Annotated in this window: 16 protein-coding genes; 10 read left to right on the forward strand and 6 right to left on the reverse strand. The window is 62.4% G+C overall.

Features of this window, described 5'->3' with window-relative positions:
- Positions 1-18 precede the first annotated feature (18 nt).
- The 3 genes from ACWTU9_RS01345 to ACWTU9_RS01355 all read left to right on the forward strand — a co-directional run bounded on the left by ACWTU9_RS01345 (position 19) and on the right by ACWTU9_RS01355 (position 3,077).
- Positions 19-732, forward strand: a complete 714-nt coding sequence (locus ACWTU9_RS01345; RefSeq protein WP_455856749.1) for a class I SAM-dependent methyltransferase — start codon at positions 19-21, stop codon at positions 730-732.
- Between the two features lie 466 nt (positions 733-1,198).
- On the forward strand, positions 1,199-2,269 hold the full coding sequence (locus tag ACWTU9_RS01350) for a hypothetical protein (RefSeq protein ID WP_455856750.1): 1,071 nt from the start codon (positions 1,199-1,201) through the stop codon (positions 2,267-2,269).
- On the forward strand, positions 2,262-3,077 hold the full coding sequence (locus ACWTU9_RS01355; protein WP_455856751.1) for a hypothetical protein: 816 nt from the start codon (positions 2,262-2,264) through the stop codon (positions 3,075-3,077). Before ACWTU9_RS01350 ends, ACWTU9_RS01355 begins: the two co-directional genes overlap by 8 nt.
- Positions 3,078-3,154: 77 nt before the next feature.
- On the opposite strand, the gene ACWTU9_RS01360 is transcribed toward ACWTU9_RS01355, so the two are convergent.
- Positions 3,155-3,886, reverse strand: coding sequence for an HAD family hydrolase (locus ACWTU9_RS01360; protein WP_455856752.1), 732 nt, complete (start codon positions 3,884-3,886; stop codon positions 3,155-3,157).
- Entirely contained in the window at positions 3,883-5,526 is a 1,644-nt protein-coding gene (gene pgi, locus ACWTU9_RS01365) for a glucose-6-phosphate isomerase (protein ID WP_455856753.1), read from the reverse strand. The genes ACWTU9_RS01360 and pgi overlap by 4 nt, the downstream gene beginning before the upstream one ends.
- A 354-nt stretch (positions 5,527-5,880) precedes the next feature.
- Here pgi and pdxR point away from each other — a divergent pair, with 354 nt between their 5' ends.
- Positions 5,881-7,374, forward strand: a complete 1,494-nt coding sequence (gene pdxR, locus ACWTU9_RS01370; protein WP_455856754.1) for a MocR-like pyridoxine biosynthesis transcription factor PdxR — start codon at positions 5,881-5,883, stop codon at positions 7,372-7,374.
- A 216-nt stretch (positions 7,375-7,590) separates the two neighbouring features.
- Positions 7,591-9,192 carry a trimethylamine methyltransferase family protein gene (locus tag ACWTU9_RS01375; protein ID WP_455856755.1) on the forward strand — a complete coding sequence of 534 codons (1,602 nt, stop codon included), beginning with the start codon at positions 7,591-7,593 and terminating at the stop codon, positions 9,190-9,192.
- A 17-nt stretch (positions 9,193-9,209) separates the two neighbouring features.
- On the opposite strand, the gene ACWTU9_RS01380 is transcribed toward ACWTU9_RS01375, so the two are convergent.
- The 3 genes from ACWTU9_RS01380 to ACWTU9_RS01390 form a co-directional block, all read right to left on the reverse strand.
- Positions 9,210-9,608, reverse strand: coding sequence for a hypothetical protein (locus ACWTU9_RS01380; protein WP_455856756.1), 399 nt, complete (start codon positions 9,606-9,608; stop codon positions 9,210-9,212).
- A gap of 65 nt (positions 9,609-9,673) precedes the next feature.
- On the reverse strand, positions 9,674-10,099 hold the full coding sequence (locus ACWTU9_RS01385; RefSeq protein ID WP_455856757.1) for a hypothetical protein: 426 nt from the start codon (positions 10,097-10,099) through the stop codon (positions 9,674-9,676).
- Positions 10,100-10,206: 107 nt separating this feature from the next.
- Positions 10,207-12,012, reverse strand: coding sequence for an IlvD/Edd family dehydratase (locus ACWTU9_RS01390; RefSeq protein WP_455856758.1), 1,806 nt, complete (start codon positions 12,010-12,012; stop codon positions 10,207-10,209).
- A 147-nt stretch (positions 12,013-12,159) separates the two neighbouring features.
- Between ACWTU9_RS01390 and ACWTU9_RS01395 the strand changes: the two genes are divergently transcribed.
- Entirely contained in the window at positions 12,160-12,609 is a 450-nt protein-coding gene (locus tag ACWTU9_RS01395) for an SRPBCC family protein (RefSeq protein WP_454576661.1), read from the forward strand.
- A 7-nt stretch (positions 12,610-12,616) separates the two neighbouring features.
- On the opposite strand, the gene ACWTU9_RS01400 is transcribed toward ACWTU9_RS01395, so the two are convergent.
- Entirely contained in the window at positions 12,617-13,786 is a 1,170-nt protein-coding gene (locus ACWTU9_RS01400; RefSeq protein ID WP_454588179.1) for an Mrp/NBP35 family ATP-binding protein, read from the reverse strand.
- Between the two features lie 173 nt (positions 13,787-13,959).
- Here ACWTU9_RS01400 and ACWTU9_RS01405 point away from each other — a divergent pair, with 173 nt between their 5' ends.
- The 4 genes from ACWTU9_RS01405 to ACWTU9_RS01420 all read left to right on the forward strand — a co-directional run bounded on the left by ACWTU9_RS01405 (position 13,960) and on the right by ACWTU9_RS01420 (position 17,556).
- The gene (locus ACWTU9_RS01405; RefSeq protein WP_455856759.1) at positions 13,960-14,337 is read left to right on the forward strand and encodes a VOC family protein; all 378 of its coding nucleotides are present in this window, start codon (positions 13,960-13,962) and stop codon (positions 14,335-14,337) included.
- 95 nt (positions 14,338-14,432) lie between these two features.
- Complete coding sequence (locus tag ACWTU9_RS01410) at positions 14,433-15,332, forward strand: LysR family transcriptional regulator (protein WP_455856760.1); 900 nt, start codon at positions 14,433-14,435, stop codon at positions 15,330-15,332.
- 191 nt (positions 15,333-15,523) lie between these two features.
- Positions 15,524-16,003 carry a formate dehydrogenase subunit gamma gene (locus tag ACWTU9_RS01415; RefSeq protein ID WP_455856761.1) on the forward strand — a complete coding sequence of 160 codons (480 nt, stop codon included), beginning with the start codon at positions 15,524-15,526 and terminating at the stop codon, positions 16,001-16,003.
- Positions 16,000-17,556, forward strand: coding sequence for a formate dehydrogenase beta subunit (locus ACWTU9_RS01420; protein WP_455856762.1), 1,557 nt, complete (start codon positions 16,000-16,002; stop codon positions 17,554-17,556). Before ACWTU9_RS01415 ends, ACWTU9_RS01420 begins: the two co-directional genes overlap by 4 nt.
- Positions 17,557-17,562: the final 6 nt, after the last annotated feature.

Raw genomic sequence — 17,562 nt, forward strand, 5'->3', positions numbered from 1 at the left:
CGCGGCGAAGGCGGGATCGTGGACATTGGTCGACGTCTCGATCCGGAAGCGTTCATCAAGGCGAACCTGCGGCTAGCGCCCGTTCCCGCGCTTCCTGAAATCCAGCTCTATACGGCTCATCCGGGCAGTGGCTTGAGGCGGCTTGTCGAGCCGCACCAAAGCCGCGACGCGGATGGCGATGCGCTTGAGCCAGTCGACGACGCGCCCGAGCCACCGCCGCCTTACTGGGCCTATGCCTGGGCCGGCGGCACGGTGCTTGCGCGCCATATACTCGACCATCCGCAAAGTGTGGCCGGCCGCCGCGTGCTCGACCTAGGCGCCGGTTCGGGTCTTGTCGGCATCGCCGCCGCGAAAGCTGGCGCCAGCACGGTGATCGCCGCCGAGATCGATCGCAACGGCGTCGCCGCGATCGGTCTCAACGCCATGGCCAATGGCGTCGAGATTACCATTGTCGACCAGGATATCACCACGGGCTCGCCGCCGGCGGTCGACCTCGTGCTTGCGGGTGACGTGTTCTACGGCCCCGAGGTTGCTCTGCGGGTTATCCCGTTCCTCGACCGCTGCCTGGCAGCCGGCATCGAGGTGCTGGTCGGCGACCCCCGCCGCGCCGACCTGCCGCTTTCGCGCCTGCGGTTGCTCGCCGAATATCAGGTGCCGGATGTCGGCGACGCGAAGGATGCAGTGGCGAGGCCGAGCGGGGTATTTTCGTTCGAGGTCGAAGGCGCTGACTAGACAGGCAAAGCCTAGTCGCTTGGAATGTGGCCTGGGCCAACCCAAAGCTGACTTACGTCGATCCCAACATGAACGACTACCCACCGCCTCAATGCAGACACTAACATTAGGTGCCAGCATTCGCCGAAGTTCCTTTGAGCGGCTCAGATGCATTAGCCGGCCGAATTAGATCATATTCCCCCTTGAGGTTGTAGAACAGCCCAGCCTACATTTACCGGAGGGGGCCAAGAGTATGAGCTACAATGCTATCGAGTTAGAGAATCTTTGCATAAACCGATCCAATGACCGGCACGGTGAATTAGAGAACGAGACAGCCGCGATCGCGTGGTTATTTGCTCATCATCAATCTCAGATGAGGAAGCTAGCCCGAGACGTCGTGGAGTCGAATGGATTGTACGAACCTCCACTCGTTTACCTCGATGGAGCTAAGTACACCGTATTTGACGGTAACCGGCGGACAACCTGTTTGAAGCTGCTCGCTAACCCCAAGCGAGCGCCGAGCGTCGAACTTCAGCAATTCTTCGCAGACCTGAAAGGTAACTGGGTCGGAACATTCCCCAAGAAGCTCATGTGCAGGGTTGAGACCGATCGCGACGTGATCGACGATATCCTTTTCCGCAGACATACCGGAAGTCAGGGCGGCGTCGGGCAGGCCAACTGGGATGGCCGGATGAAGACGACATTCGTCAATCGAACCGGCAAAGGCGGCAAACTCAATGTCGCAGATGAAATTGAAGAGCAACTTCGGGAGGCAAAGCTTCTTCCCGAACGGAAGAAGCTGCCACGCAGCAACCTGAACAGGCTGCTCTCGGCAGAGGCATTTCGCAACCGTGTCGGAATTAGTACGGCAAAAGGCAAACTGGAGTTCACGCGCCGGAAGGAAGCGGTGATGCCTGCACTGGCGCGGATTGCCGATGATCTTGCGCATAAGCGGATTACGCTCGACGATGTATGGGACGTTGATCGCAAATCGGTCTATCTCGACCGCCTTGAAAACGAAGGTGTGTTGCCGACTGCCGCCGACGCAATTCGGGCTGACGACAAGTCCGCAAAAGACAAGAAGCAGACGACCAAGACCAAGAAGGTAACCCAGCCGGCAAAGCGGATGCGGCTTATACCCGACACCGACTATGGCGTGGCTTGGTCAGGGCGTCTCCAGCGCCATCATGCAATTTGGGACGAGCTCCAATTTAGCCTCGACCTGGAACATCATCCCAATGCCATCGCGGTTCTGTGCCGCGTCCTGCTGGAACTCTCGGTTGATAATTACATCAGCCAGTCAAAGATCACGACCATTTCGGAACCTGACCCTCTCGTCAAAAAGATAGTCGGCTGCGCCGAAGACTTGGATGCAAAGGGAAAGGTGGAAAAGCGCTATGTACAGGTGATTCGGAAGGCCCGCACGATGGACGAGATTGTGTCGATCGACACACTCAACAAGTACGTCCATTCGTCGGGCCTTGCACCCGCACCCAAGGATTTGGCGTCACTTTGGGATACGTTCGCGCCGCTGATCGTGCTTTTCCTCAATGAGTGAAGCGGTCAAGGAAAGCGCCGGTGTCAGGCGTCCCAGCACACGATTTCCCAAGCGGCACGTCCTTGAATCGGATCATCACGCCTTCATTGGACGTGTTTTTGATTTGAGCATCGTTGGTCTGAACTTCGATAGCTACGCAGAAGTCGAGAAGTATCCGGACTGCAAGTATGCGCTGGATACGAACTACTGGGTTTCCGGACTGGCGCAGAGGGTGGAGTCTCTCAACCTGGTGGGCGACATGCTGTGGCCCGACCCGCTTCCGGATTTCGGGTCGTTCCCGATCACGCAATATGACTGGCTAACCGTCACGACGGATGTATTCCTGACTCGATACATTTCGGTGATCGATTGTTCGCTGCTACTCGTGAACGGCATTTATCGGCACGGGGTAGATGCCAGGCAGTGCTCCTTCGACAGATTGAAAAAGCTGGGACTTCCCAAAGCCATTTGCAACCATCTGCAGAGCATGCTCAACGAGCAGGAGGCGCTTCGGCTTGAGAGAAACGCGCGCATACATCACGGAAGCGAGCGTGCGTTTACCGAGGACGACATGACATTTCGCATGGCCTCGCGATTTGCCTTGAGAGGCAAGAACCTTGTCGGGCGGCCTACAAATGCCGACCGCTCGTTTAAAGAAGGCCTCGTAGGTTTGCAAAAGGACTTCAATCGCTCGACCCGCGCGCTGCTGAAGCAGCTGGATAGGCTATATGATCTTCTGTGGGACGAGTTCGAGGATCACTTCGGACCTTTGATTGCCGCAGCGACGCACGGCCTTAATGCCGGTTCCAGAAAGACTGGTCAGGATTGATTGCGAACCATCGAGTTTCGGTTCGACATCGGTGTGCTGGCGGCAACGTTCCGTTTCGATCCCAGGCCTCTTCCCCGTCAGACCCCCTCCTTGACCCGTGCCGACAGAAAGTCGGGGAGGTCGGCAACCGAATCCAGAACGACATCGGCGATCGACGACAGCGATTCCCGCGTGCCGGTGCCGGAGAGCACACCGATCGCCAGGCCGCAGCCGCCGGCCCGCGCCATCTCCAGGTCGTGACGGTTGTCACCGACCATGGCGATCTCGGCCGGCCGCAGCCCGGTCAGGTCGCAGAAGGCGAGGATGGTGTCCGGCGCCGGTTTCGGATTGGCCACCGCATCATAACCATAGGCGGCGTCGAAGAGCTGGGCGACGCCGAGCGTGACCATGGTCTTCTCCGCGCCGGCGGTTGAATCGTTGGTGGCGACGCCGAGCCGGTAGGATCGTTTGTGCAGCGCCGTCAGCGCTTCGACGATGCCCGGCAGGCCCACCGCCAGAGATGAACCCTGCACCGAGGTGATCTCGTTGAAGCGGGCGACGGCCAGCATCTGATCCTCGTCGGACAGGCGCGGGAACCACAGTTCGACGACATCCATGTTGGTGCCGGAAGCGAAAATGGAATCCGGCTTGAAGCGCTTGGCGACAAAATCGAAGCCTGCCGCCGAAAGCAGCCTGTCGGCCTTCCAGCGATCGCCCTCGGCGGCATCCATGGCCATGAAATCGGCAATGCCGAGCCATGTCGCATTGAAATCGACGAGCGTGCCGTCCTTGTCGAACAATATGCCCTTGATATCCGCCGGGTTTTTCATGCCGCACCCCGCAATTGCTGGATGCGCGCCACCAGCCCGGCCGTCGAGGCGTCGCGCTTGGCGGCGCTCTCCTTGCCTTCCACAACCGGCAGCAGGCCGGTCGCCAGCTCCTTGCCGAGCTCGACGCCCCACTGGTCGAAGGAGTTGATGTTGAACAAAGTGCCCTCGACAAAAACGCGGTGCTCATAGAGCGCGATCAGTCGGCCGAAGGTGCGTGGGTCGAGCTTGCGATAAAGGATGGTCACCGACGGACGATTGCCGGAGAAGACGCGGTGCGGAGCGATCTTGTCGACATCGGCCGGCTTCATGCCCTTGGCCAACATCTGCGCGCGCGCCTCTTCCAGCGTGCGGCCCTTCATCAACGCTTCCGACTGCGCCAGACAATTGGCGAGGAGCAGATCGTGCTGGTGCTTCAGATCGGGCTCATGCCCGACGGCGGCGGCAAGGAACTCGACCGGGATGAAATCGGTTCCCTGGTGCAGCAGCTGGAAGAAGGCGTGCTGGCCATTGGTGCCGGGCTCGCCCCAGACCAGCGGTCCGGTTGGCGTCGTCACCGGCGTGCCGTCGAGGGTAACGCCCTTGCCGTTCGATTCCATGTCGAGCTGCTGCAGATAGGCGGGCAGCCTGGACAGACGCTGGTCATAAGGGATGACGGCACGCGCGGGATAACAGCAGACCACGCGATGCCACCAGCCGACCAGTCCCAGCAGCGCCGGCAGGTTCTTCTGCAGGGGCGCGGTGCGGAAGTGCTCGTCCATCTCATGCGCGCCGTCGAGGAAGGCGCGGAAATTGCGCGGGCCAATGGCGATCATCACCGGCAGGCCGATGGCACCCCACAGCGAATAGCGGCCGCCAACCCAGTCCCAGAAGCCGAACACGCGATCGGCATCGATGCCGAACTTCTTCACAAGGTCGAGTGCGGTCGAGACGGCGGCGAAATGCTTGCCGACGGCTTCCTTGCCGAGTGCCTTCTGCACCCATTTGCGTGCCGTCTCGGCATTGGTCATCGTCTCGACCGTGGTGAAGGTCTTCGAGGCGATGATGAACAGGGTGGTTTCGGCCGACAGGCCCTTCAGCGTGTCGTGGATATGGGCGCCGTCGATGTTGGAGACGTAGTGCGCCCGCGGGCCGTCATGATAGGGCGCCAGCGCCAGCGTCGCCATGGCCGGGCCGAGATCGGAGCCGCCAATGCCGATATTGACGATGTCGGTGATTTTCTTGCCGGTGGCGCCGGCGGCCTTGCCGGAGCGAATGGCATCGGCGAAAGCGCCCATGGCGTCGAGCACGGCAACCACATCCGCCTTGACGTCCTGACCGTCGACGGTGACGCCCTTGCCCGAGAGGTTGCGCAGCGCCGTGTGCAGCACGGCGCGGTCCTCGGTGATGTTGATCTTCTTGCCGGAAAACATCGCGGCGCGGCGTCCCTCGAGGTCGGCGGCGCCGGCGAGTTTTTCAAGCAGTTCCATCGTACGCTGGTCGACCGCGCATTTCGACCAGTCGAGCAAGAGGTCGCCGTCGCTGGCCGAGAATGTCTCGAAGCGCTTGGGGTCAGCGGCAAAAGCCTCGCGCATCGTGCCCGATGCGGCCGCTCGCTCAGCGCGCAAGGCGGCAAGCTGTTTGTCGAAGGACGAGTGATCCAATGCCGGGCTCCTGACGCTTTTTCACGACATCTTATCAGACCGGATGTTTCCGGCGCGTGTCGTCGCGCAAAGGTTATTGAGCCGAATTCCATTTGTTTCAATGCGTGGGGATGACGCAGTGCGGGATGGATGACGCAGCGCGGGATGAAGGGGCGACGACGCTGCGCGTCGCGCTGGGGATGTTGCTGCTTACAGCGCACGCGACGACGCTTCGCGTCGCGCCGGCGTCGCGCGATGGATCACTGGCATAAATCCCAGCGATCAGAAAAATTGATTGGCGCAACCCCTTGTGCCACGGTTACCTTCCGCTGGTCCAGCCAAGCAAAAAAGTTTGGCCATCGAGGAACATCTTCCATGCCACAGCGTAATGACACGGCCATATGGTCCGGCCTGTTCCGGATTTCTGCGGAATCGGGCCAGACACTGCAGGCGCAGATCCGCCAGGCGATCGTCGCCGCCATCCTCGACCGGCAGATCGCGGCTTCGATGCCGCTTCCGTCCTGCCGCATCCTGGCCGAGAAACTCGGCGTCGCGCGCGGCACAGTGGTGCTGGCATTCCAGCAACTGGTCGACCAGGGTTTCCTGGTGGCGCGAGAACGGCGCGGCCATTTTGTCAATCCGGACGTGCTGGCCACCCCCGCCAAGCCGCACCAGAAGGCGCCCGACCAGCAGAACGAGATCGACTGGAAGGCGCGCCGGCAGATCGCCGCCAGCGACATGCCGCCGCCGGCCAAGCACGACAACTGGATCAAGTCGTCCTACCCGTTCGTCTATGGCCAGTTCGACCCGGCGCTGTTCCCGACCGCCGAATGGCGCGAGTGCAACCGCATGGCGCTGGCCGTGCTCGAGATCCGCAACTGGGCCTCGGACATGGTCGACCGCGACGATCCGCTGTTGATCGAACAGATCCAGGCGCGGCTGTTGCCCCGGCGCGGCATCTTTGCCAATCCCGACGAGATCATCGTCACGCTGGGCGCCCAGAACGCGCTCTACATGCTGGCGACGCTGCTGATGACCAAGGGCTCGAAGGTGGCAATGGAGGATCCGGGTTATCCCGATGCGCGCTCGATCTTCAGGCTGGCGGGCGCCGACATCCAGCCGGTTCCGGTCGACCAGTCCGGCATCGTGACGTCGTCCATTCCGCAGGATTCGGGCTTTGTCTTCGTCACCCCCAGCCACCATTGCCCGACCATGGTGCCGCTGTCGGCGGAGCGCCGGCAGGACCTGTTGGCGCGCGCCAACCGCCACAACCAGATCATCATCGAGGACGGCTATGACAGCCAGCTTCTCGACGAGGCGCCGCAGCAGGCGCTGAAGAGCCTCGACCGCTCGGGCCGCGTCATCTATGTCGGCTCGATGTCGAAGACGCTGGCTCCGGGCCTGCGGCTTGGCTACATCGTGGCGTCCGCTGGACTAATCGCGGAGCTCAGGGCACTTCGCCGCTTCATGCTGCGGCATCCGCCGGCAAACAACCAGCGTGCCGTCGCCCTGTTCCTGTCGCTCGGCCATCACGAGGCACTGGTGCGGCGTCTATCGTCGGCCTTCGACGAACGCCGTAAGCGTCTGGTCCATGCGATTTCCGCATTCCTGCCGGAATGGCGTTCGACCGACTCCGCCGGTGGCACATCGCTCTGGCTCGAAGGGCCGCGCGGAACCGATTCCCGCGGACTAGCCGAAGCCGCCGCGTCGCGCAGCGTCATTATCGAGCCCGGCGACCGCTTCTTCGACCGCACCGAAAAGCCGTCGCGTTTCATGCGCTTGGGCATTTCCTCGATCGCGCTGCAGCACATCGAACCAGGCATTCGCGAGCTGGCCACCGCAGCCGGACGCAGGCCGGCAGCAGCCTGATACACGGCTTGACTTTGTGAAGGGAGCCGGCGCAAGCCGGCTCCCTTTTGCTTGGCACCATCGCCCCGCTTTAGCTCTCTGGCATATTCGACCATAGCAGCTGGCCCATAGGCTGGGCCAATACCGGCGGCATAGTCGGCTGACAGAGGGGACGAAGCAGGCGACGGTGGACCAATCACCGCATCCGGTTTCGCAAGATAAGGTGGAGTGCCTCCCATGTCAGTGGCTCTTGAGAAGCAGGATGCGCCCGAGAAGCAGGAGGCTGACCAGCGCTCGCGCCGATCCGGCGGGCGCGAAGCGCGCCGCGCGATGCGGGCCGCACCCTTGGCCGACGACATCAGGCCGGTGCGCGCCGGGCTTGAAGGCGGCAGCTACGGCCCACTCAGCCGGAACGATCAGGAGCGCATCCATGAAGCGGTGCTAACGCTGCTGGAGACCGTCGGCTTCGCCAATGCCATCCCCTCGTGCATCGAGGCGCTGACCGGGGTCGGCGCCATCTACGGCGATGATGGGCGTATTCGCTTCCCCCGCGCACTGGTGCTGGACACGATCAAAAAAGCGGCGCGGAATTTTACACTGCACGGCCAGGACCCGAAGCATGACATGCTGATCCAGGGCAAGCGGGTGCATTACGGCACCGCAGGTGCCGCGGTGCATCTGGTCGATGTCGAAAAGCGCGAATACCGCGAGTCGCTGGTGCAAGACATTTACGACGCCGCCCGCCTCGTCGAAGGCCTCGACAACATCCATTTCTTCCAGCGGCCGATGGTGCCGCGTGACATTCCCGATCCGCTCGAGATGGACTTCAACACGCTCTACGCCTGCGTGATGGGCACGTCCAAGCATGTCGGCACCTCGTTCACTGTGCGCGAGAACGTGCAGCCGGCATTGGAGATGCTCTATGCGATCGCCGGCGGCGAGGAGAATTTCCGCGCCCGGCCCTTCGTCTCCAACTCCAACTGCTTCGTCGTGCCGCCGATGAAATTTGCCGAGGACGCCTGCGGCGTGCTCGAAGCCTGCGTCGAAGGCGGCATTCCGATCCTGCTCTTGTCGGCCGGCCAGGCCGGCGCCACTGCCCCGGCGGCGATTGCAGGTGCTGTCGTGCAAGCGGTGGCGGAAGTGCTTGCCGGCCTCGTCTATGTCAACGCCATCAAGCCCGGACACCCCGCGATCTTCGGCACTTGGCCATTCGTCTCCGACCTCAGGACCGGCGCCATGTCGGGCGGCTCGGCCGAGCAGGCGGTGCTGACCTCGGCCTGCGCGCAGATGGCGCAATTCTATGACCTTCCGGGTGGTTCGGCCGCGGGCATGACGGATTCCAAACTGCCCGACATCCAGTCCGGCTATGAAAAGGGCATCACCGATGTGATGGCCGGCCTTGCCGGCCTCAACCTGGTCTATGAATCGGCCGGCATGCATGCCTCGCTGCTCGGCTTCTGCCTGGAAAGCCTGATCATCGACAACGACATGCTCGGCCATTGCCTGCGTTGCGTGCGCGGCATCGAGGTGACCGACGAAGCGCTGTCGATCGACACCATCGCTGAAGTCTGTATGAACGGCCCCGGCCACTATCTCGGCAATGAGCAGACGCTGCGCCTGATGCAGACCGAGTACTTTTATCCGGCTGTCGGCGACCGCTTTTCTCCCAAGGAATGGAACGAGAAGGGCAGGCCCGACATCCTGCAGCGGGCGATCATCGAGAAGAAGCGGGTGCTTGCCGAGCGCTTCCCTCGCCATGTGCCGAAGCTGCTCGACGACAAGTTGCGCGCCCGCTTCGGCGAGATGATCAAGTTGCCGCGCAGCGGCATGGGCGGGTAAGCCTTACCTTACGAAAATCAGTCCGCGCTTAGTCCAAAACGCTCGACGACCTCGCTGCTGATCAGCTTGCCGTGCAGCGCCATCAGCACGATCTGCGCGTCCAGGCTGTCGCCGGTCTCGAGCGCTGCTTCGATGCGGCGCTCGGCGTCCAGCCGTCGCTCCGGGCCGTTGGCCTGCTCGAATGTCTCCGGCCCGGCGACGCAATAACTGAACAGCTGCGCCACGGACCGGTAGGCGTCCGGCGGCGGCTCGTCTGGCCAATGATCCTTCATCAGGTTTACGATGGTGAGCTTTACGCCCTCGGGAACAAGGGCCGGATGAAGATCGGCGCCGCGCAGCGCGCTGTCTAGTTCCCGCAAGTCGCCCGAGCGGCCGAACATGCCGAGAAAACCGAGGGAAGAGCGCCGTTTCGTCATTGATGGCCTTGTCCGTTTCCCAGTCAATATGGGAACCGCGCGCCCGAAAGGAAACGGAATAGGACTCACCCCCGCTTGATTGTCTTGGCACATTCATCGAGCAGCCTCAGCGCTCCAGCAAGGCCCTCGGTGCGAAAGGTGAGCGGCTGTTCGACGCCGGTAACGCGCACCGTCATTGATCCGGCATCGGCGATCGCCTTTTGCTCTTCCGCCGTCAGAGCGTTGTCGATGTCGGCGATATAATCGACCGTGGTCATGGCCGTCATTTCCAGCGGGCTATCGACGCCCTTGAGCTGCAGCGTCAGGGTGACCGGCATGTCCTCTTCCTTGAAGGCGCCCGGCCAGAAGAAGACGCGCATGACGATGCGCTGCGAGTCGCGCGTGCGCGCGAAGACCAGGCCATTATAGGGCGTCGCCGCGAATTCGACCGGATCGCGGTTGGTCGCGTTGCACCAGCGTTCCGCAACGGCGACGGTCCAGCCGTTCGCCACTACGGGAAAGTCTGTTGCAGAGGCGTCCGACGGCAAGAGCGAGGCTGCCAGGGTAATTGCCGCCCATAACGGCCTTGCCGGTCGGCTTGTGCGGTGGAACCCGCCGTTCAGTGATTGTCCCTCGGCACGCCCCTGGTATGCGCCACATCCTGGTATTTCACCGCCGGCTTCAGCACCATTCCCTGGTCGAACTGGTCGACCATGCCGCGCTGGATTTCCTGCCATGGCGTCTGGTGCTGCGGATAGTGGAAACCGCCATTGCCCTGGAGTGCTGCGCGCCGCTTGGCGATTTCGTCGTCGCTGACAAGGATGTTGGCGGTGCCCTTGTTCAGGTCGATGCGCACGCGGTCGCCGGTCTTGAGCAGCGCCAGGCCGCCACCGATAGCCGCTTCCGGTGAGGCGTTGAGGATCGACGGCGAGCCCGACGTGCCAGACTGGCGGCCGTCGCCAATGCAGGCCAGCGCATGGATGCCCTTCTTGATGAGGTAGGCTGGCGGCTGCATGTTGACGACCTCGGCGCCGCCGGGATAGCCGATCGGGCCGGCGCCGCGCATGAACAGGATGGTGTGCTCGTCGATGCCTTGCGCCGGATCGTCGATGCGGGCGTGGTAATCCTCCGGCCCGTCGAAGACCATGGCGTTGCCTTCAAAGGCTTCCGGGTCTTTCGGGTTGGACAGATAGCGCTCGCGGAACTCCGGCGAAATGCCGCTGGTCTTCATGATCGCCGAATCGAAGAGATTGCCGCTGAGGTTGATGAAGCCGGCATTGGCCTTGAGCGGCTTGTCGGCGCTGCGGATGACATCCCGGTTCTCGTTGGCCACGCCGCGGCAATTGTCGCCGATCGACTTGCCGTTGACGGTCACAGCGTCGGGGTGCGGCAAAAGTCCGGCCTTCAAAAGCTCGGCCACCACGGCCGGCACGCCGCCGGCATGGTGGTAGTCCTCGCCGAGATACTCACCCGTCGGCTGCAGATTGACGAGCAGTGGCACGTTGAGGCCGACCTTCTGCCAGTCGTCATTGTCGAGCGGCACGCCGAGATGGCGGGCGATGGCATTGAGGTGGATCGGCGCGTTGGTCGAGCCGCCGATGGCCGAATTGACGACAATGGCGTTCTCGAACGCATGCCGTGTCATGATGTCGGACGGCTTCAGATCCTCATGCACCATGTCGACGATGCGCTTGCCCGTCTCATAGGCTATCTGGCCGCGCTCGCGATAGGGCGCTGGAATGGCGGCCGAGCCCGGCAACTGCATGCCGAGGGCCTCGGCCAGCGAATTCATCGTGGTGGCGGTGCCCATCGTGTTGCAATAGCCGGTGGACGGCGCCGAAGAGGCGACAATGTCCATGAACTCGTCATAGTCGATTTCGCCAGCCGATAGCCGCTGGCGCGATTCCCAGACGATGGTGCCGGAGCCCGTGCGCTTGCCCTTGTGCCAGCCATTGAGCATCGGGCCGACCGACAGCGCGATCGCCGGAATGTTGACGGTCGCCGCCGCCATCAGCAGCGCCGGCGTGGTCTTGTCGCAGCCGATAGTCAGCACGACGCCGTCGAGCGGATAGCCGTAAAGCACCTCGACGAGGCCGAGGTAGGCAAGGTTGCGGTCGAGCGCCGCGGTCGGGCGCTTGCCGGTTTCCTGGATCGGATGACAGGGGAATTCAAAGGGAATGCCGCCCATCGAGACGATGCCTTCGCGCACGCGCTTGGCCAGCTCGATATGGTGGCGGTTGCAAGGCGACAGATCCGAGCCTGTCTGGGCGATGCCGATCAGCGGTTTGCCCGACATCAGTTCGGCCCGCGTCAGCCCGTAGTTCAGGTAGCGTTCGAGATAGAGCGCGGTCATGCCCGGATTGTCGGGATTGTCGAACCACTCCTGCGAGCGAAATTTCTTCTTCCTGGTGGGGGCGCCTGCCATCGTGGTCTCCGTATTTGTAAGACAAATCGATATGGCAACGCGCGGAAGCAGGCAAGAGGGCGCACGGTCGCAACCGGACTTTGGTGCGATAGACATGCATCGAGCGCTGCGTTAGGCCTTTGAACAGTCTGGTGCGGGGAGGTTTGCATGGCTTTGGTGATCGAAGGCGAGGAACGCATTGTCGCACCTCTGCAGAAAGTGTGGGAGGCGCTGAACGATCCGAACGTGCTGCGGGAGAGCATTCCCGGCTGCCAGAGCCTGGAGATGAAATCGCCGACCGAAATGGCAGCGACCGTGGTGCTGAAGATCGGGCCTATCAAGGCGACGTTTAACGGCGAAGTGACGCTGAAAAACCTCAAGCCACCGCACGCCTACACCATACAGGGCGAAGGCAAGGGTGGCATTGCCGGCTTCGCCAAGGGCGGCGCCGATGTGACGCTGACAGCGGACGGGCCGGATGCGACGGTGCTCAAATACGCGGCCAAAGCCGATGTCGGCGGCAAGATCGCTCAGCTCGGCAGCCGGCTGATCGAATCGACGTCGAAGAAATTGGCGGGTCAGTTCTTTTCGACGTTCGGCGAGAAGGTGGGCGGTTAAGTCTCTCTCACTCGAACACGATGCTCGGCACCGCCGCTTCGGCCGCGCCGCGTTCTTCGTTGACTCGGTCCCAGATCTTCGAAGCAATATCGCGGTAAATCTTCGCCTCGGGGCTATCGGGCTTCGACGCCACCACGGGCGCACCTTCATCCGAGCTTTCGCGAATGCCCATTTCCAGCGGCACCTCGCCAAGGAAGGTCACGCCGAGGCGCTCGGCTTCGCGCCGCGCCCCGCCATGGCCAAAAATGTCGTAGCGCTTGCCAGTGTCGGGCGCGACGAAATAGCTCATGTTCTCGACGATGCCGAGCAGCGGTACGTCGACCTTCTTGAACATGTTCAGCCCCTTGCGCGCGTCGATCAGCGCCAGATCCTGCGGCGTCGAGACGATGACGGCGCCGGCCAGCGGCACCTGTTGGGCCATGGTCAGCTGGGCGTCGCCGGTGCCGGGCGGCATGTCGACGACGAGCACGTCGAGCCGGCCCCATTCGACCTCGCGCAGCATCTGCGTCAGCGCCGACATCACCATCGGGCCGCGCCAGATCATCGGGGTTTCCTCATCGACGAGGAAGCCCATCGACATTACCTTGAGACCGTAATTCTCCATCGGTTTCAGGATCTTGCCGTCGACGGTCTGCGGCCGGCCATGGATGTTGAGCAGCCTGGGCATTGACGGGCCATAGATGTCGGCATCGAGCACGCCGACGCGCAAACCGTTGGCGGCGAGCCCGAGCGCGATGTTGACGGCGGTGGTCGACTTGCCGACGCCACCCTTGCCTGACGCAACCGCAATGATCGCCTCGATGCCGGGCACGCCGCGCTTGCCCGAGCTGTGCGAGGCTGGGGCGTGCGGAGCCGCGCGTGGCGCAGTTGGCGGAGCCGGTCTGGGTGCGGGGCGCGCCGGCACCGGCGCCTCCATGCCGCCGCCCTTCTTTTCAGCCGTCAGCGCGACGACGGCGCCGGCGACACCGGGAATCGCCTTGACGACGCGCTCGGCGGCGGCGCGCAGCGGCTCCATCTCCTGCGCCCGGGCAGCCGGCACCGTGATTGAAAAGAACACTTTCGAATCGGCGATGAAAATCTCGGAGACCATGCCGAGGTCGACGATGTTGCCGGTGAAATCCGGTCCGTTGACCGTCTTCAGGCGCTCGATGACGGTTTCCTTGGTGACGGCCATGATCTTTTCCTCAGCGTTCGGCACCTCAGATAATGTAGTTTTCGGAGAGAACCAAGCAGCCGCCTCGACGCACCCTTGGGTTCTGCGAGCGAGAGCTCCAGCGGACGTCGCCAAACAGGGCGCGCGACCTATTTCAATGACCAGCATGGGGGAGACAATCAGGGAAGGATACGATTATGCTCGCAAACAGCAACGCAACGGCCAACATCGCAGTGAAGGACTTGGCGAGAGCAAAGGCCTTTTATGAAGGAACGCTTGGCCTCAAGCAGGTGGACAACATTGGCGATGAGTTGGTCGTCTACAAAAGCGGTGATACGGTCATCAATGTCTATCACTCACAATTCGCGGGAACCAACAAGGCGACGGTGGTGACCTGGACGGTCGACGACCAAATTGAAGCTACTGTCAAATCGCTAAGGTCGAAGGGCGTTACGTTCGAACATTACGAGATGCCTGGTCTTTCGCTCGAGGGCGATATCCATGTCGGGTCCGGCATGAAAGTCGCCTGGTTCAAGGACCCGGACGGCAACATCCTGAACGTCGTGGATAAATAGTCCCGGCCAACGATTTCCAGGCTGCGGGCAAGATTGTGTTGTTGTGGCGCCGGCACGATCTGGCGCAGCCGTCCCGCGGTGGCTAGCCTGCAGGCATGATCGACAAACTGGAATTCTTCATCGCGCTGGCCAGGGAAGAGCATTTCGGCCGGGCGGCGGAGGTGTGCGGCGTCACGCAGCCGACGCTTTCGGCGGGGATCAAGCAGCTGGAGGGCCAACTCGGCGTAATGCTGGTGCTTCGTGGCTCGCGCTTCCAGGGACTGACGCCGGAAGGCAAACAGGTGCTGGTGTGGGCGCGCCGCATCGTCGGCGACTCCAGGACCATGCGCGAAGAGATGCGGGCGGCGCGCTATGGCCTGTCGGGGCGGATCCGCATCGCCGCCATCCCGACTGCCCTGGCCATGGTGGCGCGCCTGACGACACCGTTCCGCGAAAAGCACCCTGGCGTCACCTTCTCGGTGCTATCGCGCACCTCGATCGAAGTGCTGTCGCTGCTCGGCAATTTCGACATCGACGCCGGCATCACCTATCTGGACAATGAGCCGCTGGGACGGGTGATCAGCGTGCCGCTCTATGACGAGCGCTACCAGCTGATAACGGCTGTCGGAAATCCCTATTCCGACCGCGACAAAGTGACTTGGGCCGAGATCAGCCAGTTGCCGCTCTGCCTGTTGACGCCGGACATGCAGAACCGCCGCATCATCGACCAGCATCTGGCCGAGGCCGGGGTGCAGGTGCGACCGACATTGGAATCCAATTCGATGATCGTGCTGTTTTCGCATATCAGGACCGGCAAATGGTCATCGATCATGCCGCTTAACCTTGCGGAAACATTCGGCTTTTCCGAGCCGATCCGGGCCATTCCGATCGTCGAGCCAGACGCCAGCCACACGGTCGGGCTGGTGGCGACACCGCGCGAACCGCACACGCCGCTGGTGCAGGCGCTGCTGGACGAGGCGATGGCGCTGGCAGACGATTTCCACGCCAATCGCTGAGCTAGTCATAGCTGGTGAAACGGCACGATAGAAGTTTTCTATCGTGCAACGAAACCGCTTTATTGATTTCAGAGGTTTTCTCTGAAATCTTAAGCACTTAGCGATAAAGCGGCGCAGGCATGTCGTTGTTCCAAAACCACTTCATGCTTTTGGACGATATGCATGGATCGCTACGATAGGGAGGGCGCTGCGTGCCAATGCAGCCTGCAAGTACCGAGATACAGTCGCGCACGGCGGCCATCATCCAGGAGTTGAAGGACCTCGAGGGTCCGCTGCTGCCGATCCTCCACGGCATCCAGGAAGAATTTGGCCACGTACCGCAGGACGCGGTGCCTGTCATCGCCGATGGCCTGAACCTGTCGAGGGCCGAGGTGCACGGCGTCGTGACCTTCTATCATGATTTCCGTGCCCGGCCGGCCGGCCGGCACGTGCTCAAGCTGTGCCAGGCGGAAGCTTGCCAGTCGATGGGTTCGGATGCGGTCGCCGCAAAGGTCAAGCAGTTGCTCGGCATCGATTTCCATGAGACGACCCGCGACGGATCAGTTACACTGGAGCCGGTCTATTGCCTCGGGCTTTGCGCCTGTTCGCCGTCGGCGATGCTGGACGGCGAAGTGATCGGCCGGCTCGATGACGAGAAGATCGAAGAGATCGTCGCGGAGGTACGCTCATGATCCCGCGCATCTACATTCCAGGTGACTCCGGCGCGCTGGCGCTCGGCGCCGAAAAGGTCGCCAAGGCGATTCGTGCGGAGCTGGCCGAACGGGGCATCGAGGCCAAGATCGTGCGCAACGGCTCGCGTGGCGCCTATTTCCTCGAACCCATGGTCGAGGTCGCGACCGCCGAGGGCCGCGTCGCATACGGGCCGGTAAAGCCTTCCGACGTGAAGAGCCTGTTCGACTCGGGCTTCCTCAAGGGTGGCCATCATAAGCGCTGGCTGGGCGCGCCAGACAAGATCCCGTTCCTGGCCAAGCAGACGCGCCTGACCTTCGCGCGTTGCGGCATCAACGACCCGCTGTCGCTCGACGCCTACAAGTCGCTCGGGGGGCTGAAGGGCCTGCAGAACGCGGTGGCCATGGCGCCGCTCGACATCGTCAAGCAGGTCACGGAATCGGGCTTGCGCGGTCGTGGCGGCGCTGGCTTCCCGACGGGCATCAAGTGGAAGACGGTGCTCGATACCGCCGGTGAGCGCAAGTACATCGTGTGCAACGCCGACGAAGGCGACAGCGCTACCTTCGCCGACCGCATGATCATGGAGGGCGACCCCTTCGTGCTCATCGAAGGCATGACGATTGCCGGCATCGCCACCGGCGCGACCAAGGGTTTCGTCTATATCCGCTCGGAATATCCGCATGCGGTGGCTGTCATGAACAAGGCTGTCGAGGTCGCCCGCAAAGCAGGCGTGCTCGGCGTCAACGTGCTGGGTTCGCCGAACGCCTTCGACATGGAAATCCGCGTCGGCGCCGGCGCCTATGTCTGCGGTGAGGAAACCTCGCTGTTGAACAGCCTTGAGGGCAAGCGCGGCGTGGTGCGGGCCAAGCCACCGCTGCCTGCGATCCAGGGATTGTTCGGCAAGCCGACGGTGATCAACAATGTCATCTCGCTGGCTTCCGTGCCGATCATCATGGACAAGGGCGCGGCCTTCTACAAGGATTTCGGCATGGGCCGCTCGCGCGGAACAATCCCGATCCAGATCGCCGGCAACGTCAAGCATGGCGGCCTGTTCGAGACGGCCTTCGGCCTGACGCTCGGCGAAATCGTCGACGACATCGGCGGCGGCACAGCGACTGGCCGGCCGGTGAAGGCAGTGCAGGTCGGCGGACCGCTCGGCGCCTATTTCCCGCGCGGCCTGTTCGACACACCGTTCGATTACGAAGAATTCGCCAAGCGTGACGGGCTGATCGGTCATGCCGGCATCACCGTGTTCGACGACACGGCCGACATGCTGAAGCAGGCGCGCTTTGCCATGGAGTTCTGCGCCATCGAAAGCTGCGGCAAGTGCACGCCCTGCCGCATCGGCTCTACGCGCGGTGTCGAGACCATCGACAGGCTTGCCGCCGGCATCGAGCCGGAAAAGAACCTGGCTCTGGTTACCGATCTCTGCAACACGATGAAGTTCGGATCGCTCTGCGCGCTGGGCGGCTTCACGCCCTATCCGGTGATGAGCTCGATCACTCATTTTCCCGAAGATTTCAAGCCCGCGCCGGCGCGCGTGGCTGCTGAATAGGAGCTG

The organism is Mesorhizobium sp. 128a (assembly GCF_053848025.1).